The sequence below is a fragment of the Mycobacterium sp. ELW1 genome (assembly GCF_008329905.1).
Taxonomy (GTDB): domain Bacteria; phylum Actinomycetota; class Actinomycetes; order Mycobacteriales; family Mycobacteriaceae; genus Mycobacterium.
This window is the reverse complement of record NZ_CP032155.1, coordinates 6,138,703-6,163,945: the sequence shown is the minus strand read 5'-3', so window position 1 is coordinate 6,163,945 and position 25,243 is coordinate 6,138,703. Positions and strand designations below refer to the sequence as shown.

General features: G+C 65.6%; 22 protein-coding genes, 1 pseudogene and 1 riboswitch. Of the genes and pseudogenes, 13 read left to right on the top strand and 10 right to left on the bottom strand.

What is annotated here, in order from left to right:
* Positions 1-8 precede the first annotated feature (8 nt).
* On the bottom strand, positions 9-1,280 hold the full coding sequence (locus tag D3H54_RS29555) for a flavin monoamine oxidase family protein (RefSeq protein WP_149383192.1): 1,272 nt from the start codon (positions 1,278-1,280) through the stop codon (positions 9-11).
* A 270-nt stretch (positions 1,281-1,550) separates the two neighbouring features.
* On the opposite strand from D3H54_RS29555, the gene D3H54_RS29550 reads away from it, so the two are divergent.
* The 5 genes from D3H54_RS29550 to D3H54_RS29530 all read left to right on the top strand — a co-directional run bounded on the left by D3H54_RS29550 (position 1,551) and on the right by D3H54_RS29530 (position 11,878).
* Positions 1,551-3,320 carry an NAD(P)/FAD-dependent oxidoreductase gene (locus tag D3H54_RS29550; protein WP_286199049.1) on the top strand — a complete coding sequence of 590 codons (1,770 nt, stop codon included), beginning with the start codon at positions 1,551-1,553 and terminating at the stop codon, positions 3,318-3,320.
* 3 nt (positions 3,321-3,323) lie between these two features.
* Positions 3,324-8,822 carry a type I polyketide synthase gene (locus D3H54_RS29545; RefSeq protein ID WP_286199048.1) on the top strand — a complete coding sequence of 1,833 codons (5,499 nt, stop codon included), beginning with the start codon at positions 3,324-3,326 and terminating at the stop codon, positions 8,820-8,822.
* On the top strand, positions 8,819-9,667 hold the full coding sequence (locus D3H54_RS29540) for an ABC transporter ATP-binding protein (protein WP_149383191.1): 849 nt from the start codon (positions 8,819-8,821) through the stop codon (positions 9,665-9,667). The genes D3H54_RS29545 and D3H54_RS29540 overlap by 4 nt, the downstream gene beginning before the upstream one ends.
* Before the next feature lie 67 nt (positions 9,668-9,734).
* Complete coding sequence (locus D3H54_RS29535) at positions 9,735-10,526, top strand: ABC transporter permease (protein ID WP_286199338.1); 792 nt, start codon at positions 9,735-9,737, stop codon at positions 10,524-10,526.
* A 5-nt stretch (positions 10,527-10,531) separates the two neighbouring features.
* Positions 10,532-11,878 (top strand): cation:proton antiporter, encoded by a 1,347-nt coding sequence (locus D3H54_RS29530; protein ID WP_149383189.1) that lies wholly within the window; start codon positions 10,532-10,534, stop codon positions 11,876-11,878.
* Here the strand turns inward: D3H54_RS29530 and D3H54_RS29525 are convergent.
* Together D3H54_RS29525 and D3H54_RS29520 are read right to left on the bottom strand one after the other, a co-directional pair.
* Complete coding sequence (locus tag D3H54_RS29525) at positions 11,851-13,278, bottom strand: NAD(P)-binding protein (protein ID WP_286199047.1); 1,428 nt, start codon at positions 13,276-13,278, stop codon at positions 11,851-11,853. The two genes, D3H54_RS29530 and D3H54_RS29525, sit on opposite strands and share 28 nt — an antisense overlap.
* A gap of 94 nt (positions 13,279-13,372) precedes the next feature.
* Positions 13,373-13,777: a MarR family winged helix-turn-helix transcriptional regulator gene (locus tag D3H54_RS29520; protein WP_432246563.1), complete on the bottom strand. Its 405-nt coding sequence runs from the start codon at positions 13,775-13,777 to the stop codon at positions 13,373-13,375.
* A gap of 87 nt (positions 13,778-13,864) precedes the next feature.
* Here D3H54_RS29520 and D3H54_RS29515 point away from each other — a divergent pair, with 87 nt between their 5' ends.
* Positions 13,865-14,569: a TIGR03086 family metal-binding protein gene (locus D3H54_RS29515; protein WP_149383187.1), complete on the top strand. Its 705-nt coding sequence runs from the start codon at positions 13,865-13,867 to the stop codon at positions 14,567-14,569.
* Here D3H54_RS29515 and D3H54_RS29510 read toward each other — a convergent pair.
* Complete coding sequence (locus tag D3H54_RS29510) at positions 14,454-15,983, bottom strand: phospholipase D-like domain-containing protein (protein ID WP_149383186.1); 1,530 nt, start codon at positions 15,981-15,983, stop codon at positions 14,454-14,456. The genes D3H54_RS29515 and D3H54_RS29510 overlap by 116 nt on opposite strands.
* Positions 15,984-16,221: 238 nt before the next feature.
* Positions 16,222-16,289, top strand: a riboswitch (guanidine-III (ykkC-III) riboswitch).
* A gap of 14 nt (positions 16,290-16,303) precedes the next feature.
* Here D3H54_RS29510 and D3H54_RS29505 point away from each other — a divergent pair.
* From D3H54_RS29505 to D3H54_RS29490, 4 genes are all read left to right on the top strand, one after another.
* Complete coding sequence (locus D3H54_RS29505; RefSeq protein ID WP_149383185.1) at positions 16,304-16,618, top strand: DMT family transporter; 315 nt, start codon at positions 16,304-16,306, stop codon at positions 16,616-16,618.
* A gap of 109 nt (positions 16,619-16,727) precedes the next feature.
* On the top strand, positions 16,728-17,714 hold the full coding sequence (locus D3H54_RS29500) for an IS481 family transposase (RefSeq protein ID WP_149378248.1): 987 nt from the start codon (positions 16,728-16,730) through the stop codon (positions 17,712-17,714).
* 2 nt (positions 17,715-17,716) lie between these two features.
* The gene (locus D3H54_RS29495) at positions 17,717-18,109 is read left to right on the top strand and encodes a DMT family transporter (RefSeq protein WP_149383184.1); all 393 of its coding nucleotides are present in this window, start codon (positions 17,717-17,719) and stop codon (positions 18,107-18,109) included.
* Positions 18,096-19,034 carry a lysophospholipid acyltransferase family protein gene (locus D3H54_RS29490; RefSeq protein WP_149383183.1) on the top strand — a complete coding sequence of 313 codons (939 nt, stop codon included), beginning with the start codon at positions 18,096-18,098 and terminating at the stop codon, positions 19,032-19,034. The genes D3H54_RS29495 and D3H54_RS29490 overlap by 14 nt, the downstream gene beginning before the upstream one ends.
* A gap of 12 nt (positions 19,035-19,046) precedes the next feature.
* Here the strand turns inward: D3H54_RS29490 and D3H54_RS29485 are convergent, their stop codons facing one another.
* The 6 genes and pseudogenes from D3H54_RS29485 to D3H54_RS31995 form a co-directional block, all read right to left on the bottom strand.
* Entirely contained in the window at positions 19,047-19,721 is a 675-nt protein-coding gene (locus tag D3H54_RS29485) for an alpha/beta hydrolase (RefSeq protein WP_149383182.1), read from the bottom strand.
* A gap of 4 nt (positions 19,722-19,725) precedes the next feature.
* Complete coding sequence (locus D3H54_RS29480) at positions 19,726-19,974, bottom strand: hypothetical protein (RefSeq protein ID WP_149383181.1); 249 nt, start codon at positions 19,972-19,974, stop codon at positions 19,726-19,728.
* The gene (locus D3H54_RS29475) at positions 19,971-20,495 is read right to left on the bottom strand and encodes a hemerythrin domain-containing protein (RefSeq protein WP_149383180.1); all 525 of its coding nucleotides are present in this window, start codon (positions 20,493-20,495) and stop codon (positions 19,971-19,973) included. The genes D3H54_RS29480 and D3H54_RS29475 overlap by 4 nt, the downstream gene beginning before the upstream one ends.
* 64 nt (positions 20,496-20,559) lie before the next feature.
* Positions 20,560-21,333 carry an emopamil-binding protein gene (locus D3H54_RS29470; protein ID WP_149383179.1) on the bottom strand — a complete coding sequence of 258 codons (774 nt, stop codon included), beginning with the start codon at positions 21,331-21,333 and terminating at the stop codon, positions 20,560-20,562.
* A complete protein-coding gene (locus D3H54_RS32000; protein WP_286199046.1) occupies positions 21,330-22,436 on the bottom strand; it encodes a molybdopterin dinucleotide binding domain-containing protein in 1,107 nt (368 codons plus the stop codon). Before D3H54_RS32000 ends, D3H54_RS29470 begins: the two co-directional genes overlap by 4 nt.
* Before the next feature lie 325 nt (positions 22,437-22,761).
* Positions 22,762-23,484 (bottom strand): annotated as a pseudogene (locus tag D3H54_RS31995) (molybdopterin-dependent oxidoreductase); the annotation flags it as partial.
* On the opposite strand from D3H54_RS31995, the gene D3H54_RS31990 reads away from it, so the two are divergent.
* From D3H54_RS31990 to D3H54_RS29455, 3 genes are all read left to right on the top strand, one after another.
* Positions 23,432-23,587, top strand: coding sequence for a hypothetical protein (locus D3H54_RS31990; RefSeq protein WP_286199045.1), 156 nt, complete (start codon positions 23,432-23,434; stop codon positions 23,585-23,587). The pseudogene D3H54_RS31995 and the gene D3H54_RS31990 overlap by 53 nt on opposite strands.
* Positions 23,588-23,740: 153 nt before the next feature.
* Positions 23,741-24,325: a TetR/AcrR family transcriptional regulator C-terminal domain-containing protein gene (locus tag D3H54_RS29460; RefSeq protein WP_149383178.1), complete on the top strand. Its 585-nt coding sequence runs from the start codon at positions 23,741-23,743 to the stop codon at positions 24,323-24,325.
* Positions 24,326-24,377: 52 nt separating this feature from the next.
* Positions 24,378-25,208 carry an LLM class F420-dependent oxidoreductase gene (locus D3H54_RS29455; protein WP_149383828.1) on the top strand — a complete coding sequence of 277 codons (831 nt, stop codon included), beginning with the start codon at positions 24,378-24,380 and terminating at the stop codon, positions 25,206-25,208.
* The last annotated feature ends 35 nt before the right edge of the window (positions 25,209-25,243 follow it).

Sequence of the window (25,243 nt, the reverse complement as noted above, 5' to 3'; positions counted from 1 at the left end):
CGGCGGGGTCAGCTCGTGGCCCCGCTTCGGCGCGCCATGATCGCCTCGGCGACTCTGCGCCCACTGACCAGCGCACCCTGGATCGACGCGGTGTCTCGATGGTCACCGCACAACCACAGTCCGTCCGGGCTGCGCACGGGACGCCTGACCACCAGGGGCGCGGGCTGGGCGGGCAACGCATCCGGAATCTCGTGCCGGGCAACCAATGTCCACGCCGCCGCGTCCAGACCGAGTATGTCGGCGGCATGCTGGCGCAGCACTGCTTCCGGCGGGGTACTGCGCTGCGGCCCGATGAGCGCCGATGCGGCGATGAGGTGGCGACCCGGCGGCGAATAGGTCGGAGCTGCCGCGCTGATCACCGCGGTGTTGACAACCGGTCCCGGCGGCTCGGCCCGGCCATCGACACTCAGCATTGCTGGCGTGGGCGGCAGGTCGTCGACGGCCCACCAGTCGGTCACGACTCCCTTCATCGCCGGTGGGGGTGCACCCGTCAGCACGCTGCTGGCGGGTGCATCGGCGGCGACGACCACCTCTCGGGCGCGTACCGTCACGTCACCGTCGGTGACCGTCCAGTCGGCTCCGGCGCGTGAGATTCGAGTCACCCTGTGTTGCAGGTGAATCCGGTCCCGGATCGGGCTGGCGAGCAACTCGGGTAACGCTTGCATGCCGTCGGCCGGCAGGCCCGGAACGCCGAGCGCGAACATGCGCGTCAGCAGGAGGGCGAAGGCGTTGGATGTGGAGCCGGTGTCGTCGAGGAGCACTCCCGCCAGGAAGCGGTCGAGCACGCGGCGGGTGATGCCGTCGACGCCGTGGTGATCAAGGGCGTCCCGGAGATTTGTGTCGTGGTGCGCCGCCGTCAGGGTTCCCGGCCGCAGGGCAGGAGCAGCCCATCGAAGCAGGGCCGCCACCTGGCGCGGCGACAGGCCGCCGCGGATCAGCATGCGCGGGACTTCCCGTGGCTGGCGCAGCGGATGCACCCACTTCACGCGGTCGTGGTCGCGGCGGACGACAACGCCTGCGTCGAACGGCTGCAGTCTCAGGTCGCCGACCGGCACCGCTCGATGCAGCGCCGGATAGGCGGGATTGAGCACCTGGAAGCCGCGGTCGCAGCGAAAGCCGTCGACAATGTCGGTACGGATGCGGCCGCCCACCCGGTCCCCGGCCTCCCATACCGCCACCTCGTACCCGCGTTCGGCCAGCACAACCGCGCATCGCAACCCGGCGAGGCCCGCGCCGAACACCAGAACGTCGCAGTCGTCGACCCCGGGCTGCTCAGTCATTGGCGTCTCCGGCCGTCGAGTCTTCTAACACATCACCAGCTTCCCAGCGTGGCGGCAATCTCGACGCAGACGTCAGCAATCGGTAATGGCTGTCGACGTGGCACCCCTGCCGTCGCTGTGATTCCCTCGTACCAGCGCTTCGTCAAGGTCTGGCGTCGCGATGCAATGAGCGATCCGGTGCAGAGACGTTGCCTGTCGCAAGAGCGCCGCCATGCGTACCCGTCAAATATGCGGGGTACCCATCGGCCACGACTCGAGGGAGGTCACGGGGTGGATGCCCAAGCGCAGGTCTCGCAGCTGAGTCGCGAACGCCGTGAGGCCCTCGCCCGGCGCATCCGGTCTCGGATGACACAGGCCGACGAGCCGACCGTCGACCACGATGTGAGTGTCGTGGGTGGCGGCGCTGCGGCTCTGACCCTGGCTCTGGAACTTCGCCGCGCCCGGCCGACCACCCGAGTCCAGGTGATCGAACCCCACGTCCACCCGGTCCCGGAGATGACCCACACGGTGGGGGAGTCGACCGTCGAGGTGTCTGCTCATTACCTGCGCGACCGCCTCGGCCTGGGCGACCACCTGAGCACCGAGCAGATCCGCAAGATGGGGTTGCGGATGTTCTTCTCCGTCGACCGCAACACCGACATCGCCCAACGGATGGAGCTCGGCAGTTCATCGTTCGTGCCGCAGGTGACCTATCAGATCGACCGCGGACGACTGGAGAACGAACTCAGCCGCCGCTGTCTGGCGGAGGGTGTCGAGATCACCCGCGGCCGGGTCAGCGCAGTGGAGCTCAGCGAGGGCCGCGGTCCCCACACCATCTCGGTCCAGGACGGTGACTCCACCACCAAGACCACGGCACGGTGGGTGGTCGACGCATCGGGACGCACCCGGCTCCTGCCCCGCCACTTGAATATCCGGCAGGCCAATGCACACGATTGCAACGCCGTATGGTTCCGCGTCGCAACGGAGATCGACGTCGGCCGGTGGAGCGACGACCCCGAGTGGCAGAGCCGCCTGGTCGAAGGTGACCGCGCGTTGTCCACCAATCATCTGATGGGCGAGGGCTATTGGGTCTGGCTGATCCGCCTCGCGTCCGGCGCCACCAGCGTCGGCATCGTCGCCGATCCGGTCTACCACCCATTCGACACCTTCAACACGCTCGCCAAGGCCACCGCCTGGCTGCGCGAACATGAGCCCCAGTGCGCAGCTGTGGTCGACGAGCACGCAAACGACATCCAGGACTTCCGCGTGATGAAGAAGTACAGCCACGGCGCGGCTCAGGTTTACGACGGCACCGCCCGCTGGTGCGTGACCGGCGACGCGGGCATATTCCTCGATCCGCTCTACTCGTCGGGCCTGGATCTCGTCGCGATCGGAAACGGTCTGATCACCGACATGATCACCCGCGAACTCGACGGTGACGATGTCGTCGCGCGCGCGCAGATCAGTGACACACTGTTCCGCTCGCTCACCGAGATGTGGCTTGCGGTGTACCAGGACCAGTACTCACTGATGGGCGTGCCGAGTGTGATGTCGGCGAAGATAATCTGGGACGTCGCCTTCTATTGGGGATTCATCGGGCTGTTGTACGTCAACGGCCGGTATGTGGGCCTTGCCGATGATCCCGGCTTCGTCCCTCATCTCGACGGGCTGATCGCTCTGAGCAACCGAGTGCAAAAGTTCTTCCGCGAGTGGGCATCGGTCGAAACCGGAACTCCCACTGTGCCGTTCGTCGACCTGTACTCACCGTTGAACTTCATGGTGACCCTGCACAAAGCGATGATGGGCCCGAGCGAGAATTTCGACGAGCAGTTCGACGCCAACGCCGACATGCTGCGCCGGCTGGCCGGGCAGCTGGTCGAGACGGTCCTCGCCGAGAAGTCGGCGATGTTCGGCGACGACGACGTCATGCACCAGGTGCAGGAATGGCAACGGGATCCGCTGCTGCACGAGTTACGGTCCGCTTACCGCCGGCAGCAGGAAAACGATCCGCTCAGCAGCGACTGGATTGTCAGCACCTCGCCCGCCCTTCAGACGAGCTGACCGGTGACCACGCTCAGTGATCACAGCGGCCGCGAGCCGCTGGCCATCGTCGGTATCGGCTGTCGCCTGCCCGGCGGGTCTGATTCGGTTGACAGACTGTGGAACCTGCTCTGCAGTGAGACGGATGCGACCTGTGTCGTTCCCGAGTCGCGCTGGAACGCCGATCGCTATCACGACCCCAATCCGGCCAAGGTGGGCAAAATCGTGACCCGCCGCGGCGGGTTCCTCAGCGAGATCGACCAATTCGATCCCCAGTTCTTCGGGATCTCGCCCCGCGAGGCGCATTCCCTCGATCCGCAGCAGCGCCTTCTCCTCCACGTGACGTGGGAAGCACTGGAGGACGGCGGATTTCCCGCCGACAGTCTCGCCGGAAGCGACGTCGGGGTCTTCATCGGCGGCTTCACCCTCGACTATCAATTGCTGCAGAACCAAGGCCGGACCAGTCGCTACCGGTTCAAGGCGCATTCGGCCACCGGAATGATGATGACGATGCTGGCCAACCGGCTCTCGCACGCATTCGACTTCCGCGGGCCCAGCGTGACGGTCGACACGGCCTGTTCGGGTTCACTCGTCGCCGTACACCTTGCCGCACAGAGCATCTGGAACGGCGAGTGCACCGTCGCGCTGGCCGGCGGGGTGAACATCATGGGCGGGCCGAACACGGCGATCGCGGAGTCCAAGAGCGGATTCCTCAGTCCCGAGGGACGTTCCAAAGCATTCAGTGACTCTGCCGACGGCTACGCCCGCGGCGAAGGCGGCGCAGTCGTGGTCATCAAACCGCTGCGCCAAGCGCTCGACGACGGCGACGACATCTATGCCCAGATCCTCGGTACCGCCGTGTCGCAGGACGGTCACACCGACGGCATCACCGTGCCGCGTCAGGAGGCTCAGGAAGCCGCCATCAGGATGGCCCTGGCGCGAGCCGGCGTCGCGGCCAACGACATCGGATATGTCGAAGCGCATGGCACCGGAACGCCCGTCGGCGATCCGATCGAGATGCGCGCCCTGGCCAGCGCGCTGACGGCCGACCGGCCGCCGGCCGATCCGCTGCTGATCGGGTCGATCAAGACCAACATCGGTCACCTCGAAGCGGGAGCCGGTGTCGCCGGGCTGATCAAGGGCGCGCTGGTGGCCAAACACGGCTACATACCCGCCAACCTGCATCTGAACGAGCCCACCCGCCACGTCTCCCTGAGTGAACTCAAGATCGACGTCCCCGCGACCGGCCGGCCGTTCCCCGCCGACAAGCGACGGCTCGTCGGCGTCAACTCGTTCGGCTTCGGCGGTACCAATGCCCACGTTGTGCTCGCGGAGCCGCCCCCGAGGGTTGCACCAAGCCCCGAATCGGTCGAACCGCAAGTGCCTGCGGTGCTTCCGATCTCAGCGCGCAGCGAGGAGGCGCTGGTTGCGGCCGCCGACCGGCTCGCCGGACATCTCGACGCGAATCCGGACCTCACGCTTGCGGATCTTCAGTACACGCTGGGCTTGCGCCGCTCACATCTGAACTACCGGCACGTCGTCATCGCGGACAGTAAAGACGATGCACAACAACAACTGCGACTCCTGGCCGATGGTGGTCCGATTTCGGCACGCACCGCGGGTACCGCGCCCAAGCTCGCCTTCGTCTGTACGGGGATGGGCCCGCAGTGGTGGCGGATGTGCCGGGGACTTCTCGACGTCCTTCCCGCCTTCACCGACAGCATCGTGCGCACCGATCGCGAGCTCGCGCAGTACACCGGTTGGTCCCTCATCGACGAACTGCGACGTGACGAGACAAGCTCGCGGATGACCGAAACCGAGGTGGCGCAGCCGGCCAACTTCGCTGTCCAGATCGCTCTGGCGGAACAGCTGGCGCAGTACGGGATTCGCCCGGACGCCGTAATCGGGCACAGTGCAGGCGAAGTCGCAGCTCACCACCTCGCCGGCCTGCTCACCTTCGAACAAGCGGTTGAGGTCGTCTACCACCGGAGCCGCCTCCAGCAGCGCACCAGCGGGCTGGGCCGAATGCTCGCCGTCGGGACGGACGCGGATTCGCTGATGCGGGTTATAGACCCGCAGCTGCAGGCCGAATTCGGCAGGCGGATCTCGATAGCGGCGATCAACAGCCCGTCCGCGGTCACCGTCGCCGGGGACGCAGATGTCCTTGCCGCATTGGCTCCGCAATTGGACGAGCTCGGCATCTTCAACCGGTATCTCACCGGGAAAGTGCCGTACCACACGCATTTCATGGATGCGATCAAAGACGACCTACTGGGCGCGCTCGATGGAATGTCGTCGAAAGATGCCACCATGCCGCTGTATTCGACAGTCACCGGTGAGCGGTTGGACGGGTATCAGGCCGGTGCCGCGTACTGGTGGCAGAACACACGGGCGACGGTGCTCTTCGAGCCCGGGATCCGGCGAATGGTGGAGGACGGGTACACCCACTTCGTCGAGCTGGGTCCACACCCGGCACTCGCGGCGTCAATCTTGGAAACCGCGGGCCAGCAGAGAGTCTCGGTGACCGCGGTCCAGCGACGTGACCAGGACGACGTCCGTACATTCCTCAATTGCGTTGGCACGCTGCACTGCAACGGCCATGACGTTTCGTGGGGTGCTCTCCAGCACCGCGAGGGCGCCCGCCCGGTGAAGCTGCCGAGCTACCCGTGGCAGACCAAACGCTTCTGGAATGAAACGCGGGAAGCCACCGAATCCCTGTTCTACAAGCCGGTGCATCCCCTTCTCGGACAGCGGATCAGTGCCCTGCACCCGACCTGGGAAGCAGAGCTGAGCACCGTGTTCAACCCGTTCATCGCCGACCATCGGGTCCAGGGAAGCGTGGTCGTGCCGGGAGCGGTCTACGTGGAGATGGGCATGGCGGTGGCGAACGCCGTCTATGGCGCGGACTTCAGTGTGGACAATGTGGTGCTCCATCGTGCGGTGATCCTCGACGAGACGTGTGACCCGATCCTGCGGACCACCCTCAATGAGGACGACGGCACACTGGAATTCGCGTCGTTCACCGCGACGGCCGACGGCGAACCGAAATGGACCATCACCGCAACGGCCGAACTCAACATCCGGCCACCCGCACCCAAGCCGTTGGCCGCGGCAGGCAGTGCAGAGCCGGTCGTCTCGATCAGCGGCGCCGACTTCTACCTTCGCACCGAGTCCATCGGATTCGACTACGGAGACGCCTTCCGGACCGTCCGGAAGGTGACTGCGGGCGAGGACTGGGCCGTCGCCGACATCGCGGTACCCGTCTCGATCGCCGATGAGGTGCCGCGATTCCGGTTCCACCCGGCCCTCATCGACGGGGCATTCCAGGCGCTGTTCGGCGCACCGTTCCTCGGTCAGGAAGAGAACGAGGATCCATTCCTGCCCACCCGGATTCGGCATTTCGCCGTCTACGGCGCACCCGCGCCGGAGATGACGGTGCACGTTCGCGTGGTGTCGGTGACCAAGTCGCACGTCGAAAGCGACATCACCATCACCGACCCGAGCGGTACACCGCTCGCGGTCATCACCGGATTCGTCGTGCAGTCGTTGAGCGAATCGTCGCGCATGTCGCCCGATCGAATCGACAAGGGAGTCCTGCAGATTCAGTGGCAACGCATGGACGACCAGCCACCCGGCGACGAGCCCGGTATCACCGGCCCGACGTCGTGGCTGCTCCTCAGCGACGGCACTGGTGTGGGAGCGGCGATCGCCGAAGAGATGCGTCGCCGGGGCCATCACGTCCGCGTTGTCCGACGCGGCGACGGAAAAGACCTCGCTGAGGAAGACTTCGGCGCATTGGTCGATGACGATCTCCACGGGATCGTCGACTGCTGGCCGCTGGACATCACTGAATCCTGTTCGGTCGAGGAAAAACAACAGCTCGGCGTGCTCACTGCGCTGCGGCTCGCGAAAGCGCTTGCCGGACAAGGCACCCGCGACCACGCTCGCCTGTATCTGGTCACCGCGAACGCTCAACCCGCACCGGGAACCGACCTCCGCGGTGTCGACCAGGCCGCGGTGTGGGGTCTGGGTCGAGTCATCGGCCACCAAGAGTTGCCGGAGCACTGGGGCGGACTCGTCGACATCGATGCGGCTGACGACCACGTCCAGACCGCGGCCCGGGTCTGCGAACACCTTTTCAACGGGGGACCCGAAGACCAGATCGCCATCCGCGGCGACGTGACCTACGTGCCGCGTCTGCGGCCGTGCGATCAGCTGACGCGGCCTTTTCCCACCAAGCTCAGCCCGGACGCGACCTACGTCGTCACCGGTGGTGCCGGCGCTCTGGGCCGGGTGGTCGCCACGTATCTCGCGGGGCGGGGAGCGCGCCATATCGCGCTGTGGGGCCGCAGCGTCATCCCGCCGAGGGACAGCTGGCCCGGCCTCACCGAAGAGCATGCCCATTACGAGACCGTCAAGACGATCGTCGACATCGAACGTCTCGGTGTGCGCGTCACCACGGCCAGCATCGACGTCGCCGACCGAGATCAGGTGGCGGAATGGTTGCGCGACCACGCCCGCGGCGGCGCGCGCCCGGTGCGAGGAATCGTCCATGCCGCCGGATCGGTCCATGACCAACTGCTGGTGAACATCGGCGAAGACGACTTCACCGCGGTGATGGCGCCCAAGGTGACCGGCGCCCGCGTGCTGCACGACGCCCTGAAAGGCCACGAGCTCGAGTTCTTCGTGATGTTCGGCTCCGCCGGATCGACGATCGCCTCGCCGGGGCAGGGCAACTATGCAGCAGCCAACGCCTTCCTCGACGCATTCGCGCACTATCGCCGGCAGCAGGGTCTGCCGGCGCTCACGATTGGGTGGGGGCCCTGGTCGGTGGGGATGGTGGAAGAGCTCAACCTCGAAAAGCTCTACGCTGCACGGGGCATCGAACTCATCACCCCCGCGGTGGGTGCCTTGATCCTGGACCGGCTGATCAACCAACAACCGCCCGACGTCGTCGCCATCAGCGCGGACTGGGGCCGGGCCCGCCAAGCCGGTCTCGGCAGCCGGCTGCCGATGATGTTCGCCGATCTCGGGAACGCCGAAACCGCGCCCGGCGCAGGCGAGTCCGATGGTTCGGTACTCATGATGCTCGCGACGACTCCCGAAGCCGACCGCCCTGCTGTCATCGCTGATCGGCTGCGGGAGATTGTTGCGGCTGTCTTCGACTGTGCCATAGAGGATTTCGAGCCGGATGACATGCTCGAAGATATCGGCCTGGATTCCATGATGGCGATGGAGTTCCGAGTGCGGATCAACATGACCTTCTCGATCGACCTGCCGGTGCTCGAGATCCTTCGTGGCGTGAGCGTGAACTCACTGGCCGATCGGGTGCTCGCCGAGTTGCACTTCATTCATGGTGACGTCGCCGCATCGACCACCGAATCGGCACCGGCGGCCGAGGCGTCGGACCTCGACGACGAGCTGGACCAACTCATGGCCGAGCTGTCCGACGCCGAACTGCAGGAGCTTCTCGCGCAGCTGGAGAACGAGTCCGAATCCGATGCCGGAGAAGCCTTCTCATGACGGCCTCATCGGCCGTCCAGGTCGAGGGACTGTCCAAGTCGTATGGACGGCTGCAGGCGGTTCACGATCTCGATCTCGAGGTCGGCTACGGCGAGATCTTCGCGATCCTCGGGCCCAACGGCGCGGGAAAGTCCACCACCATCGAGATTCTCGAAGGGCACCGCAAGCGCGACTCGGGGCGGGTTGCGGTCCTCGGTGAAGATCCTGCAGATGCGGGGCGCAGCTGGCGTGCCAGAATCGGCATCGTCTTGCAGGAGACCAGCGACTTCGGGGTTCTCACGGTGCTGGAAACAGTGCGGATGTTCGCGAAATGCTACGGCGAGGGGCGGGCCCGGGTTCCCGAAGAACTGCTCGAGCTTGTCGGCTTGGCGTCCAGCGCCGGTTCGCGGGTCCGGACACTGTCGGGAGGGCAGCGTCGCCGCCTCGACGTCGCGCTGGGCATCATCGCCGAACCGGAGCTCCTCTTCCTCGACGAGCCGACCACCGGATTCGATCCGGAAGCACGGCGCCAGTTCTGGGACCTCATCAGGCTCCTGGCCGGCGACGGCACGACCATCCTCCTGACGACCCATTATCTGGAAGAAGCTGCCGCACTGGCGGATCGGGTCGCCGTGGTGGCCGGTGGCCGAGTGGCCGCCGTCGATTCCCCGGCCCGGCTGACCGCCCACGTCAACACGGCGGCGACGGTGCAGTGGATGGACGGTGACCAGCTGCGCGTGGAGCACACCGACCACCCGACCGAGTTCATCAGGCAACAGTCCGCCGACGGCACCGAGCTGGTTCAGCTGACCGTCACCAGGCCCACCCTCGAGGACGCCTACCTGCAACTGATCGGGATGGCGTGATGACGGTCGACTCAACCCGCGTAACGGGGCGCAGCCACGCCATCGCGGCGCTGCGCCGGGAGCAGCCCTGCCGTCCGCCGTACGAATCGGGTTCTCGCGGGTCATCCCCGAGCTGAAGATGTTCTATCGGCGTCCTGAGCAAGTGGTCCTGACGTTCTCGATGCCGGCGATCATCTGCGTTCTGCTGGGGTCCATCTTCTCCGCGAAGATCCCTGGTACGCAGACGAGTACCGGCGCGGTGATCGCCGCCAGCATGCTGGCCTACGGCATCCTCTCCACGTCGTTCATCAACCTCGGCATCGGTATCGCGGCCGACCGGGAAACCGGTGCTCTTCGGCGGCTGCGCGGGACGCCGGCCACCGCATCGTCGTACTTCATCGGCAAGATCATGTTGGTTGCCATCGCCAGCCTCGCCGAGGCGGTCGTACTCGTGGCCTTGGGAGTGGTGGCTTTTCAGCTTGAACTGCCTACCGACGTGTACGCATGGTTCACGCTGGCCTGGGTGTTCGTCTTGGGCATCATCAGCTGCTCGCTGCTCGGCATCCTGGTGAGCAACTTCGCCGGCAACGCCGTCTCCGCGGCGGTCATGACGAACGGGCCGGCCGTCGGTCTGCAGTTCGTGTCGGGCACCTATGTGCCATTGATGGCGTTGCCGACCTGGATGTTGATCGTCGGGTCCATCTTCCCGGTCAAGTGGATGGCGCAGGGATTTCGCTCGGTGCTGCTGCCCGCGCAGATGGTTGCCTTCGAGCCGGCCGGCAGCTGGGAGCACGGGCGCATCTTCCTGGTGCTGGCCGCGTGGAGCATCGGCGGTCTGATGGCCTGCCTCTACATCTTCCGATGGTCGGACAAGGGCTGACCCGCATGCCCTCCCTGCTGAACGTCGCCTACCACTTCTTCCTGCAGATCGCCGTCATCCTGCTGACCTACCGGCTGCTGTGGCCGGTGTTCCGCAGGCTGGCCCAGGTACAGGTCGTCGCCATCATGGTCGCCGGCTTCCTGCTCGGGCCTTCGGTTTTGGGCTGGATCTGGCCCGCCGCACAGCAGTGGCTCTTTCCCGCCAAGCTGACGATCGGCGCCGAGACGATCGTGCACCCCAACCTCACGGTCATCTATGTCGTCGGCCAGCTGGGCCTGGTCCTGTACATGTTCCTCGTGGGGTCCTCGTTCCAGCTGAGCATCCTGGGAGCCCACTCCCGGCAGGCGGGCGCCACCGCCGCCACCGGCATCGGGATACCCCTGATCCTCGGAGGCGTCCTGGGCTGGGTGATGGTGAGCCTCGGCGGCTACTTCACCGACAAGGTCGCGCACTGGCAGGGCGGTCTCTTCGTGGCTGCTGCGGTGGCCATCACCGCCTTCCCGATGCTCGCGTGGATCGTGTACGACTCCGGACTGCTCAAAACCCGGCTGGGGACCATGGCGTTGTCCTGCGCCGCAATAGACGACGCCTGCTCATGGATACTGCTGGCGACCGTGGTCGCGACAGCGAAAGGTCATGTGTCCGGTGCGATTCTGGCCATCGGAGGTGGAATCGCCTACCTGCTGTTGATGATCTATGTCGGCCGGCCACTGCTGCGCCGGCTGGAGACCTGGACACCACCACGTGCCGACGTCGAACGCACCGGCGGCCTACCGATCGCGCATACGAGCATCGTGCTCCTCGTCGTACTCACCGCGAGCTGGTTCACCGATCTGGTCGGAATCTATTCCGTCTTCGGCGCTTTCGTGGCGGGCATAGTGATGCCCCGCGGTGCGTTCCTGGATGCGATCCGTGAGCGGTTCGAGCCGCTGGTGGCCTACCTGCTGCTTCCGGCGTTCTTCATCTATTCGGGACTCAACACTCAACTGACGCTGATCTTCGACTCGTCGACGCTGCTGATGGCGGGCATCGTCCTGGTCGTGTCGTTCGCCGCGAAGTTCGGTGCCGTCGGTCTGGCGGCGCGCTGGCAGGGCATGAGCTGGTACGAGGCGGGTTCGATGGGAGCATTGGCCAACGCCCGCGGTTTGATGGAGCTCATCCTGCTGAATATCGGTCTGGAAGCGGGGCTGATCTCCGGCAAGCTCTACACGATTCTGGCGGTCATGACGATCATCACCACGTTCGTCGCCACACCGTTGCAGCGACTGTTCGAGCGCCGCCTGGCCAGGACCGGTGCGAAGTTCGGCCCGGAGGGGGAGGAACCCTACGGCGCGGAGCCGGCCGCCGCGTGAGCGGGACTCTCGGCCGCGAGAAGGTCGGCAAGCTTGTCGTTGGCCGCCCGCAGCTGACCCGAGATGGCATCGAAGACCCGCTGACGAACGCGCGGGCGTTCCATCACCGGTGCCATCATGGCGCGGATCGCGTTGAGCCGTGAGGAGTGCAACCACTCCATGAGCTCGGGTTCGGCGAACCAGTTGATCTGGTTGCGGTGCTCGATCACGCTCATCGTCAGCCAGTCCAGCGGGTTGCCGGGCAGGTGAATCGGTTCGCACAAGGCGTTCTTGGTGGCGTCATCGTCGTAAGTGAGCTCGACGTGGGCGATGAACGCCGCGCTGAAAATCTGTTGGCAGGCTCGTACACATTGGGGAGTCAACATGGGTCCGGTGAAGATCGTGCTGGTCGGTCCCAAGCCCAAACCCTCAGCGGCACAATCGATCCACAGCGTCGACACATCGACGGCCAGCTCACCATGGTCCAACGTGGCCCGCTGAGAACCGATCTGGCGCACATGGCCAAGCCGCACGACGTCGGTTATGCGGCGAAGCTGCTCGGCCTCCGCCTGGGTGACGGTCGCACACCGGTACATGGTCGGCTGCACGTCGGGGTGCAGACGTAGCAGCGCCCCGCAGTCTTCGAGGCGGGCGAACAGATCGTCGATGCTGTCGGCATTTGCGATGGCATTCAGCCGCGCACCGAACGCCACCTTGACGCGGTCGGCGAATTGCGGTCCCGGTTGGAGGTTGGCCCGATCGAGCAACCACGAGTCGCGGGGAACGATCCAGGTCAGCCGCTCGGGACTGATTCCGTTGCGCAGCAACCACAGACAGCTGTCCATCCCGGTCTTGCCACCGCCGATGACCACGAAACGGTCATGACCGGGGGCGCTGCGGGGCAGTGCATTCGGCGGCACGCAGTCGATTCCTGGTTCGACGAGAAAATTCGGCGGCCGCATGGACGGCACGATCACCTTGGAATGGGTGGTGTCGACGACCCGGCGGCCGACGTCGACGGTGACCCGTTCACCGGATGCGGTGGTGAAGGTGCCATCGCCGTGATACTCGCTTCGCGGGAAGTGCCGGACGCGTCCGCCGTCCGTCAAGTCCCGCATCACCGCCTCGTAGTAGGATCGGATCTCGTCGACGCCGGCCAGTTCGTACAGTCCGGCATTGTCACCGTTGTCTTCGAGCCGGCCCGTGCCGAGATCGCGAGAGTTCACGCCGTAGTAGGCGGCAGGCTGGTGCAACCGCACAAAGGGGTATGCCGAAGTCCAATGGCCCCCAGGCGATTCCAACCGGTCGACGATCACAACCGTCGAGTCGCACTCGGACGCGATGGTATCGGCGAAGGCCATTCCGACCGCACCCGAACCGACGATGAGATAGTCCGCATGAAGCGTCTGCTGAGCGCTCAAGGCGTGTCACCATCCCCGCATCGGTGTCAGCACGTCGACGGCGGCGGTGGCTTTCATCGATGACTCCGTCCGGCAGGGCGTACAGGATCCAACTTTACGGACGATCGGCCCGTCGCCGGGTGGACAACCGGCCCAGCGCCTGCAGAAAGGTTCTCCGCTCGTCTGCGCTGAGTTGGCCCAGCCAGTGCTCCTCGCCGCGCTGGATCTGCTCCTGAACAGCCTTCTTCAGGGCACGGCCGGCGTCGGTGATCGCGAGAAGCCGAACGCGGCGGTCGTCCGGATCGGGGGTGCGCTCGATCAGGCCGCGCTCCTGGAGTTCGTCGAGATCGCGGATGATGCGCGTCTTGTCGGCGCCGATCGCCGCCGCGAGGGCGGCCTGGGTGCGCATCGACGCGCCGTCGAGTGCCACCAGCACCACGTAGCCCCACATCGAGAGGTCGTGCGCAGCGAGCACCGGCTGTTCTGCCGCGATCAGTTCGCGAAGCAGCGGAGCGAGCATCGCCGCGAGATCGGGGCGTCGGGATCTGTCCGCCACCGCGCCATCATAGGCATTGCTTTAGCATAAGCAGACGCATATGGTACGCATATGCTTATTAATGAACATCGCGTCGCCATCCTCGAGTCGGTCGACATCGTCAGCACCGTCCGACTCGCCGACCTCGACCGCGCGACCCCGTGCGAAGGCTGGGAGCTGGTCGACCTGCTGGCGCACATGGCCGTTCAGCACCGCGGATTCGCCGCGGCGGCGCGGGGACGCGGCGCGGACCTCGGCAGCTGGCGGGTCGAGTCCGTGATCGGCGAGGTGCGCCGCGATCCTGCCCGCGCCTACACCCAGGCGGCACACGATGTCCTGGATGCATTCTCGACAGACGGGGTCGACGACGCGCAGTTCGCGCTACCTGAATTCGGCGACAACGCAGTCTTTCCCGGCTCGGTGGCCATGGGCTTTCATTTCGTGGACTACGTCGTCCACGGCTGGGATGTCGCCGCGTCGCTCGGCGTGGGCTACGAACTGCCGGCCGAGGTCCTCACTGCTGCAATGCCCCTGGTGCAGGCAGTGCCGGCAGGCGAGATTCGTCTGCTCGACGCTGTCCCGTTCGGCCCCGCGATCGAACCGGTGGACGGCGGGGGCGACTTCGATCGCATACTGCGCCACCTCGGTCGCAGGCCTCAGTTCAAAAGCCGCGAAGCTTCCGCAGCCAGGCACCCAGAGGGGAGTGGCGTAGCGGCCATGTCGCGACCGACTCGATCAGCCTCAAGGCACTCTCCGGAAGGGACTGCGGCACCCTGACAGGATCCATGAGGTCGTTCTCCGCAAAGGGACTCGCGTCGGCGGCCACCATCGTGTCGGTGAGCGCCCGAAGCGATCGACCGGTGCCCCGCAGCGCCTCGACAGTTGCCACAAAGGAACCGCGGCGGCGCATCTCGTCGCGGAAAGTATCGACCGACACACCGAGGTGCTCGGCTACGAGCGTGTTGCGCACGCGAAGGATCTCTTCCTCGACCGCCCCGGAATTCTCGTGTGCGGGCAGGGATTCGATCGCGATATCGCATTCGCTGTCGAACCCCAACGATCTGTTGTTGAAGTTCGACGAGCCGATCCGAAGCAACCGGCCATCGATCACCAGGACCTTGGAGTGCACGTAGACCGACACCCCCCGGCCTGCCACCGGCCAGTACACACCGAGCCGCCCGTGCACGTCCGCCGTCTTGAGCATCCGGAAGAGCCGTTCACGGGCACTGTCCATCGATTCCTGTTCCAACCGGCTTTCTGAGCTGCGCGGGAGGATCATCACGACTTCGGGACCGTCGGGCTCACGCAGTCGGGCCGCGATCGCACCGGCGATACTGCGCGACGCGAAGTACTGGTTTTCCAGGTAGATGACGTCGCGGGCGGCGGCGATCGCCGCGAGATCGAGCGCCTCGACTTCTCGGACTTCGCTGCGGCCCGGCAGCCTGGGAAGGGTGCGTGCCACCCCGACCTCGACTTTGCGCAGACCCGGGATGAGCCCATCGGGCCACGCCTCCGGCGGAGGACTGAGCGGCGGTAACACGCGTCCGGTTGCCGCCTCCCACCGGTCCCGGGCCTGTTCGGCAAGCACACACGCTGCGGCACCGTCCATCGCGGCCATCACCTCGTGGCGGGGGCCGTAGGCGCCGCCGAGGCCGGTCCGGCGGCGGTCGGCGGGGAGGTGCTCGGAGGTATCCCAGCGTCCGAGCGTCAGATCCAGACCACCGCAGAACGCCACTGCGTCATCGATGACCACGATCTTCTGATGGTGCACCGCGCCGGTGGGATGCGCGCCGTCGACAGCGAAATGTAAACGCGCCGAGGTGAACTGATTGAGCACGCTCACCGGGGTGACACCGAACCAGAACCCGTCGAATGCAGGCAGGAGGCGAAGGTTGGACTTGAGCAGATACACGTTGAGACCGCGCCGTCGCCCCAGCAACCAATGCAGGAATGGGCCGAGGTGGTTGGGCCCGTCCAGGGTCTTCTCGCCGCGTTCGAAGGCGGTTCGGTAGTCGAGGTCCCAGCCGACGACGACGATCCGCTGTCGGGCACGCAATAAGGCGTCCTTCAGATGCCGCAGGTAGTCCGCGCCGTCGATGATGGCGGCAAAGCGATCCGCTTCCGCCGACTGCCAGCACGTGTCGCCGGGCACCAGCAGCGACTTCCCACCCGCTGATTCGTCGCTACCCACGGACCTCTCCTGTTCTGGGATGCGCGACGTACGTCAGCGCACATCTTGTGCAATCTTCCCCCATGCCCACGTCGTCGGGACGGCCTGTAAGAAACTTGTCATGGTGGCGAGCGTCGATGGTGATGAGCGTCTCCCGATCTCGTGTCACCCCTCATCACGGTGAATCCGGCCGCAGCGCAGACCATTTCGATCGGGCCCGATTAGGTGACCCACGTCAACGAATCGGCTAAACTGGCGGCCACGACCCCGATCTCGGGTGTTGGCGGACGAGGGAGCAGTACCCGCCTAGGACAAGACTGACTCGCAGGAGGAGTCTGGTCATGGCATGGGTGATTCTGGTGCTCTCCGGAATTCTTGAAGCTGTCTGGGCGGTAGCGCTGGGGGAGTCACGCGGTCTGCGCCGCCGGGTACCGACCGTGGTGTTCGTCGTCGCGCTCATCGCCAGCATGATCGGCCTGGCGCTGGCGATGCGCACCGTGCCGACCGGTACCGCCTATGCGGTCTGGGTCGGCATCGGCGCGTCCCTCACAGTGCTCTGCGCGATGGTCCGGCGTCAGGAGCCCGCCACCGCGGGACGTCTGGTGATGCTGGCGCTGCTCGTCGGCTCGGTGATCGGGCTCAAGGTGGTGAGCTAGTTGTACTGACCACGGACGTTAAGTACGGCGTGGCGTAGTGACATGACGAAGACCTCCGAGTGAAGTGCGAGCTGCTTAAGGAACGCACCAACTCACTCCGGAGGTCTTCATGGTCCACCGTAATGCCCCCTTGTCCGAAACCGGTCGTCTGCGGCTGGCACGTTGCGTTGTCGAGGATGGCTGGACGCTGCGACGGGCGGCCGAGCGGTTCCAGGTTGCGGTCACTACCGCTGCGCGCTGGGCCCGCCGCTACCGCGAACTAGGCGAAGCCGGCATGGCCGACCGCAGCTCACGCCCACATCACAGCCCTAATCAAACCCCCACACGCACCGAGCGGCGCATCATTAAAGTCCGAGTACTTCGACGTTGGGGACCGGCTCGCATTGCTTATCTGCTGGGACTGAATGTCTCGACTGTCCACAACGTGTTGAGGCGCTACGGCCTAGCCAAGCTGCGGTGGCTGGACCGGCCCACCGGGCGAGTTATCCGGCGGATGGAGTCAGCCAGCCCCGGCGACCTGGTGCATGTCGATGTCAAGAAGGTAGGCAAGATCCCGGCTGGCGGCGGATGGCGCATGTTGGGCCGCAGCGCAGGAAATCATCACTCCCGCAAGGACAGAAGCATAGGAACTGGCAGCGACCGTTCCGGGCGGCGTGGTTATCACTTCTTGCACACCGCCATCGACGCTCACTCCCGGCTGGCCTACTCCGAACTGCTAATCGACGAACGCAAAGACACAGCTGCTGACTTCTGGCAAAGGGCTAACGAATGGTTCAACGCATGCGGCTTCACCGTACGGAAAGTGTTGACAGACAACGGCTCCTGTTACCGATCCCACTCATTCCGAGATGCACTCGGGCAGATCGAACATCGTCGAACCAAACCCTATCGACCCCAGACGAACGGCAAGGTGGAGCGATTCCACCGAACCCTTGCCGATGAATGGGCATATGCGCGGCTCTACACCAGCGACGCCGAACGGTGCGCGGAGTTCCCTCGCTGGCTGCATACCTACAATCACCATCGCGGCCACACCGCACTCGGCGGCCAACCACCCGCCACCCGCGTACCTAACCTCTCAGGTCAGTACAGCTAGTCATGGCGTGGATGGTTCTGATCGGCAGCGCTGTCCTCGAAGCGGTCTGGGCGACGGCGCTCGGCGAGAGCGACAACCTGACCGATCCGCGAGCCGTGGCGGTATTCGTGGTCGCGCTCGTGTTGAGCATGCTCGGCCTGGCGTGGGCCACGAAATTCATTGCGATCGGTACTGCCTATGCGATCTGGACCGGCCTGGGAGCTGCGCTGACGGTCGGTTTCGCGATAGTCACCGGCGACGAGTCGGTGACGATCGCCAAGGGGGTGTGCCTCGCGGGCATCATCGTGGCGGTCGTCGGGCTCAAGGTCCTGCCCGGACACTCTGGCACCGGTCGCGGTTTGGTAGGTGTGACGCGTCCCACAGCCGGGGTACACCGCCGGCATGACCAACACTGATTCGCGCCCGGCCGCCGTCCGCCGGCAAGCGCAACGGCACGCTGACGAGGCCCGACGCACGATGGCGCACCGGCGCGCGGAGAGTGCCGACGGCGGCGTCAGCGGCTGGCTCAACCAGCGCACCGGGCAGTGGGATCTGGGTGGGCAGGACGAAACGACGATGCAGCGCCAGAAGTACCTGTGGAACTTCTTGGTGGATCACTGGTTTCGGATGGAATTCGACGGCTGGGACAACTTGCCCGACCCACCCGTGCTGCTGGTCGGAATCCACTCCGGCGCCCCGTTCGTCTGGGATGCCTGGACGGTCGGGGTGCAGTGGTGGCGTCGGTTCGGCCAGGAACGCACCCTGCACGGCACAGCACACGATGCGCTGATGGCCATGCCGGTGATCGGCCGGTACTTCCGGGCGATGGGGGAGCTGCCTGCCGCACCCGATTCGATGGCCACGGCGCTGGCCGAGGGCCACGACGTGGCGGTCTGGCCCGGCGGCGAGGTGGACTCGCTGCGGCCGTGGAGCGAGCGTGACGTCGCCAACCTGGCCGGACGCACCGGGTTCGTGCGCATGGCGATCAGGGCGGGAGTGCCGATTGTGCCGATCGCGACCGTCGGCGGAGCCGACGCGATGCCGGTGCTCATCCGCGGGGACGGGCTGTCGCGGGCGCTGCGGCTGGACAAGCTGTTGCGGCTCAAGGTCTTTCCGCTCGCGGTGTCGTTACCGTGGGGTATTGCGCCTGCGGCCCTGCCGCAGCTTCCGCTGCCGGCGAAGATCCGCACCAGGTTGATGCCGGCGGTGGAGGTCGATCACAATCCGTCCCGTGCCGAGGACGACGACTACGTCGAGCAGAAGTACCGGGAGGTGCAGGGCAGCATCCAGACCGGTATGGACGCGTTGGCGCGGAAGCGGGCACTGCCGCTCTTCGGTTGAGCCCGAAATCGCTCAAGCGAACGTGATCGCGGCGATGCGGTCGGCGACCACATCAACAACAGCCCGTGTCGCCGGGTCGTCGGCGGCGTCGTAGCGGTCGAGGCCGCGGTCGTATCGTGCACCGGCTATCGAGCCGTGATCGGCGTCGAGCTCCACGACCTGCACCGGCCAGTCGATCGCACGTAGCGCCACCGCGAACTCGGTGGCGACCGAGGTCGGGACGACGTCGTCGGCGTTGCCGGACAACAGCGTGAACGGGGTGCGTGCGGCGCCGTCGGCGACGAGTTCCAAGATCGGCCGGCCGGAGATGGGATCGTTGACCATGAATGCTCCGGCCAGGCAGATCACCTGCGCCACAGGAGTATTGAAATCTTGTGCGCGCAACGTCAGTCCGGCTGCGGCGGCGCCGCCGAGAGACCATCCGATGACAATCAGCGCGCCACCCCCGCCGTGCGTGTGCGCGAACTCCGCTGACCCCACCAGGTCCGCGCGTCCGCCGTCGTCGGCGTGGGAATCCCAGTCCGGCGCCACCACCCCGATGCCGCGGTCAGCCAGCGCTTCGGCGAGGACACTCACCGCTGCGCGGGAGTCGGTCTGCGTGCCGTGCCAGAGCAGCGCGGTCGGAGCCGACGCTTCGCCGTAGAGATCGGCCCAGCGCCCCGGGGCGTACTCGACTGTGTCGGACACCGTCTCAATCCGACGAATGCGGGGTCGGGCTTTGCGACGACTCCCACTTGGATTCCAACGATCGCGTGACCGGTGTTCCCGCAGACAATTCCCGATCGAATGTCGCGCCGCCGTCGCCTTCTACGGTGACCAGGAAACCCGAGCCGGTGGCCTCCTTGTGGACCACCTTGTAGACCTGCTCACCGGAACCCTGGTCCAGCGTGATCAGGTCGCCCGGTGCCACCTCGTCTATGTAGGAATTGGCACCGGTCATGAGTGCTCCGCGATGTACTCGTCGGCGTCTTTGTCGCGGGTGTCGACGCCCTCGATCGACTCTCGCTCGGCGTAGAACTGCAACCACTTCATGCCCAGCTCGTGGCGCAGTTCCAAGGTCGCGCTCTTGATGAAGTCGGGCATGGCCTCGCGCTCTTCCTCGTCGAGGTGCTCGCCGTTCTCTTCACGCGCCTTGAACACGGCCTCAAACCACACTTTTGTGCCTGGCTTGTGCTTGCGTGATTCGCGTACCGCATCGCGGATCGCGTTGTGGTCGGTGATCGCGTCCTCGGTCTCGTCCTCCGGGTCACCTTCGGGATTGCCGGGATCGTCATCGCCGCCGTGCTTGAGCAAGGCCGGATAGAACACGGTCTCCTCGGCGTCGGCATGCGCGTCGAGACGGTCACTGAGGGTCTTCCAGATCGCGGCAAGCTCGTCGTCGGACTTGGCGTCGTCGAGCCGGAAGAACTGGCGTCGCAGCCAGTCGTGATCGGCGTAGACGAGATCGATGATGTCGGACATGGGGCATAACTTGCCCCGCCGGTCAGGGATCGAAACGCCCGCGAGCAGGACTATGGCTCCGGCGCTACCCGCGTGTGCCGGCGGTGGCGACCTTGCGGGTAAGGTAGTCGATCTGAATGTGGATGGCGTACAGCACCATTGCGGGCAGCACGATGAACGGGATGTTTTCGCCGATGAACTTGAACCACAGCCCGAACGCTCCCTGACCGATATCCGCGAAGCCGGCACCCACCTCGGAGATGAAGTAGACCGCGGTGCTGCTCATCAGCACCGCGATGCCTGCGAAGGCCACCCACAGGCACCGGATCCGTTTCTCGATCGGAAGTGATTGCCGGACAAGTCGGGACCACATGGTGATCACGACGACTCCGGTCGTCACGCCGACCACTTCGAGGGCGAAGGTCCACGGGTTGCCGCTGGCATAGCGGGTGTCGGCGAGGCCGTACTGCCACCACAGCCACTTGATGCCCGGATCATTCGTGGGAGTCCACCACCCCAGCGGATGGCCGATGAGGAACACCAACTCGTAGCAGATCTGACTGAACGCGGTGTAGGGCAAGTAGAACAGCGTGAGTTCGGCGGCCTTCTCCTCGCGCAGGCGAACCTCGCCCGGCGCATCCCAGAGCAGCACGAGGGGAATCAGGATCGCGGGAATGCCGAACAGGAGATTGGCGACGACGTCGGAGGTGAAGGTCGGTTCGATCAACCCGGTCCCAACGCCGATCGTCATCCCCACGAAGACCAGGCCGGTGAACAGGGCGGTGGCGACGTACATCCGTACCCGGTGCGGCGCCCACGGACTGACGAGGTTTGGCTCGCGCTCAACAACATCGGTCATAGCGATACCTCTCCGACGGTGGATCGCGCGGTGACGCGCACAGGGATGTTTCCCTGTCGTGGTAGGCCGGTGATGCGGTCGAAGTCGACCTCGGTCGGGATCAACCGGCCGACGGTGCTTCCCCGGTCGCGCACCTCCTCGTCCTCGGAGGGCAGACCGCCGAACGCGTGGTGAGTGGCCACGACGTCGGGACGCAGGCTGTCGTCAGCCTCTATGACGCTGGGGATGCAGTCGTGCGGAGACGTCACCGTCACCAAGTCGCCCGAGTTCAGTCCCAGCGCCGCGATGCTGTCCGGATGCATGTAGGTGGGGTTGTACGGCTTGCCCTTGTTCAACGTCGCCAGGCGGGTACCCGATGAGTTCATGAAGTTGTTGTGCCGCCGTGGAATCAGGCGAAACGGGAAGTCCGTGTCGTTCCAGCCGACTCTGAAGTCTTCTGCGAAATATCGGCCCAGCTCGCCCAGCATCACGACGTTCCCAACGTCGAGCTTCGCGGCGCAGTCCGCGTCCTTGACCTCGACGACGGCCTCCACGTCGAAGACATGACCATGCGGATGTCTGCGAACCTCGTCGAGGGGGATGCGCGACGTCTCGCACATCTTCTCGAACAACTCTTCGGTGGTGATCTGCGTGTCGCCGTTGAAGTTGCACACGATCGGCGGTGACTCCATGAACCTGCCGCCGCCCCCGCCGAAAAAGTTGATGAACCACAATTCCAGGTCCATCCGCTTCGCCAGGCCCAGGAAGAACTGCCACTCCTCGGTCAGGTCTGAACCGGACGGCGGTTCGGCGAGCCTCGGCGCGTACTGTGCGTACGGAGCGGGGATACCGGTGCCGCTCGCGTAGTACTTGATCAGTTCGCTGCCCATCGTCATGGCAGGCGTTTCCATCTGCATCTTGGGTGCGATGACGTAGTGCGCCAGCCGCGACGTCAGCGACATCTCGGTATCGAGGGTTACCAGTAGGTCCAGATTCTCCAATGCCCGCAGCGTTTTTCGCTGGTCCGGCCACGCCGCCATCGGATTGCCACCGATGCAGATGAGGGCCTTCACCTGCCCGTCGCCGTCGAGCAGTATTTCGTCGGCCAGGGCAGCTGTAGGCATACCGCATACCGCATCGGTCAGACCGCGCACCCGCAGCTGCTCCCCCGTACCCCCATCTCTCGTACGGCGGATGCGCCTGAGCTTTGGCGGTGAATGCGGGCAGCAGCGTGTTGGGTCGGGTGACCCGCTCGCCGGCGCGTTGCCACCGACCGCAGATCGACGTCAGGCACAGGCACAGGTACTCGACCACGTTGCCATGCATGGCCATGTTCGCCCCGGTTCCGGCATTGACCATCCCGCCGCGCTTGCCGTATGACGCGAACAGCCTCGCGGCCTTGACCAATTGCTGCTCGTCGATGTCCGCCCGCCCGGCTACGTGCGCGGGGGTGAAATCCGCGACCGCCTCAGCGAGCGCCGCGAAGCCGTCGACGTTCTCTTCGACGAACTCCCGGTCGTAGAGTTTTTCGTCGATGACGATGTTGATGATCCCGGCCAGGATCGCAGCGTCTTCGCCGGGGCGCGGCTGAAGGTGTATCGCGGCCCGCGCGGCGGTCTGCGACCGGCGTGGGTCGATGACAATCAGCTTCATGCCGCGGTTGATCGCCGCTTTCAGACTCTGGCCGGGATTCTGACCGGGGATGCCGATCGCCTTGGACACCAGGGGATTGGTGCCGACCAGCAGCCAGCTGTCGGCTTCGTGGAAGTTGACATCACCACCCAGCCAGTGGCCGTGGGCCGCGAGCGCGATCTGTTTCCCGGGTTGGTCGATCGTGTTGGCGGTGAAGAACATCGGCGAACCGATGGCGCGGATGAACGCATTGGCCATCAACGCGGACGCAGGATAGGGCAGTCCGTTGGTCCCCAAGTACAGCGCCACCGAGCGGGGTCCGAATTCTGCGATCAGTCGCTGCAGGGTTGCCGCGATCTCATCCATCGCCTGCCCGGACTCGACGGGTGCATACCCGCCGCCGACGGTCCGTTTCTGGCTGTGCAGCAGCCGGTCGGGATTGTTGTGAATGTCGGGAAGCGCCCGGCCCTTGGCGCAGGTGTAACCCTTGAATAGCGGGTTGTCGGGATCGCCGGCCACCTTGGTGAGCTTCCCGTCCACGACGGTGGCCAGCACGCCGCAGTGCGCCGAGCAGATGCGGCAGATCCCCGGCCGGGTCGTGGTCGACCTCGGTTCTACGCTGTCCTCATTAATCACCATGTAGTGGCGTGCTCCAATTAATCCCGAACGGGAAAAATATCACGCCTCGGCAGTGTTCGGAATCGAAAGGCACGGTGTGCAGGAGTCAGCGGCGCCACGGCAGCGCGGGCGGCCGCGACAGATCACCCGTGAACGCATTGTGTCCGCGGCCCGGTCAATGCCGTTCGATGAGCTGACCATGCAGGCGGTCGCCGATGTCCTCGGCGTGGATCCCAAAGCCCTCAACTACCACGTCGGCGATCGGGAAGCGCTGCGCGAGCTGGTCGCCGTCGACGCCTTCGCCGTGGAGCTGAGCCGCATCGACATGCCCGTCGGCGGCGACTGGCGGGACGTCCTGCGCCGTTACGCCACAGCCCTTCGCGACGCCACCGTCACACTCGGCGAGCTCGTCACCTATTTTCGTCTGCCCGCCAGTGGCATCGGAGCACTCGAACCCGTCGAGCGCGTTCTGCAGGTCCTCGTCGAGGCCGGCTTCTCGGTCGCGGATGCCGGCCACATCCTGCGCCTGGTCAGCGAGCTGGGCCATGCCGCAGGCCGGGAAGCGGTCTTTCTGTCCAGAAGCCGCGGGCACCCGTACGTCGCCGATGTCGCGGCTGCGCTCAACACCGCTGCTGCGGAACACTTTCCAGTTCTGCGCGAGGTCGTGGCTCTCCGCGATGCCGCACCCGACGACGGGCAGCAGCTGGACTTCAATCTGAACGTGCTCATCACCGGATTGGCCGCGACACTGTCCCAGCAGTGACACCACCGGCGATGAGTCCCGCGGTCCGACCGACAGTGGCACTGTGGTCGATATGGAATTCGGCATCTCGACCTTCGTCAATGACGACACCATCGACACCATCTCACTGGCCCGCGCAATCGAAGAGCGGGGCTTCGGCGCACTCGCGATCGCCGAGCACACGCACATCCCGGCCAGCCGGGAATCCCCGTACCCGCAGGGCGGCGACCTGCCGTCGGTCTACTACCGCACCCTGGACCCGTTCGTCACGCTCGCCGCGGCTGCGGCGGTCACCTCCAGCATCGAGTTGATCACCGGGATCGCCCTGCTCATCCAGCGCGACCCCATCACCACCGCCAAGGAGGCCGCCAGTATCGACCTCATCTCCGGCGGCCGGTTCGTGTTCGGCGTAGGCGCGGGCTGGAACCTCGAGGAGATGCGCGATCACGGCACCGACCCGAAGACGCGCGGCGCGCTGTTGGACGAACGCATCGAAGCCATCAAGGCGCTGTGGACCGATGAACCCGCCGAATACCACGGCAAGTTCGTCGACTTCGAACCCTCGTACGCGCGCCCGAAGCCGGTGCAGAAGCCGCATCCGCCGATCGTGATCGGTGGCGACTCGGACGCGCTGGTCAAGCGAATCATCCGTCATCAGGCGGGGTGGATCTCCAATCCGCTGCCGGTCGAACGGCTGACCAAACGCATCGAGCAGATCCGGTCGGGCGCCGGTCACGACGTGCCCCTGACGACGTTCGGCACGCCGATCAAGCTCGACTACTGGCAGGCGCTCGACGGCCTCGGGTACCGCCAGGCGAACCTTCTGCTACCGACGAAGTCCCGAGACGACTCCCTCCGGTTGCTCGACGACTACGCCCAGAAGGTTGCCGAGTATCGGGGCTAGCGTGTCTGTGAGCCGCTGTTGTGGAGTCCGGTCCG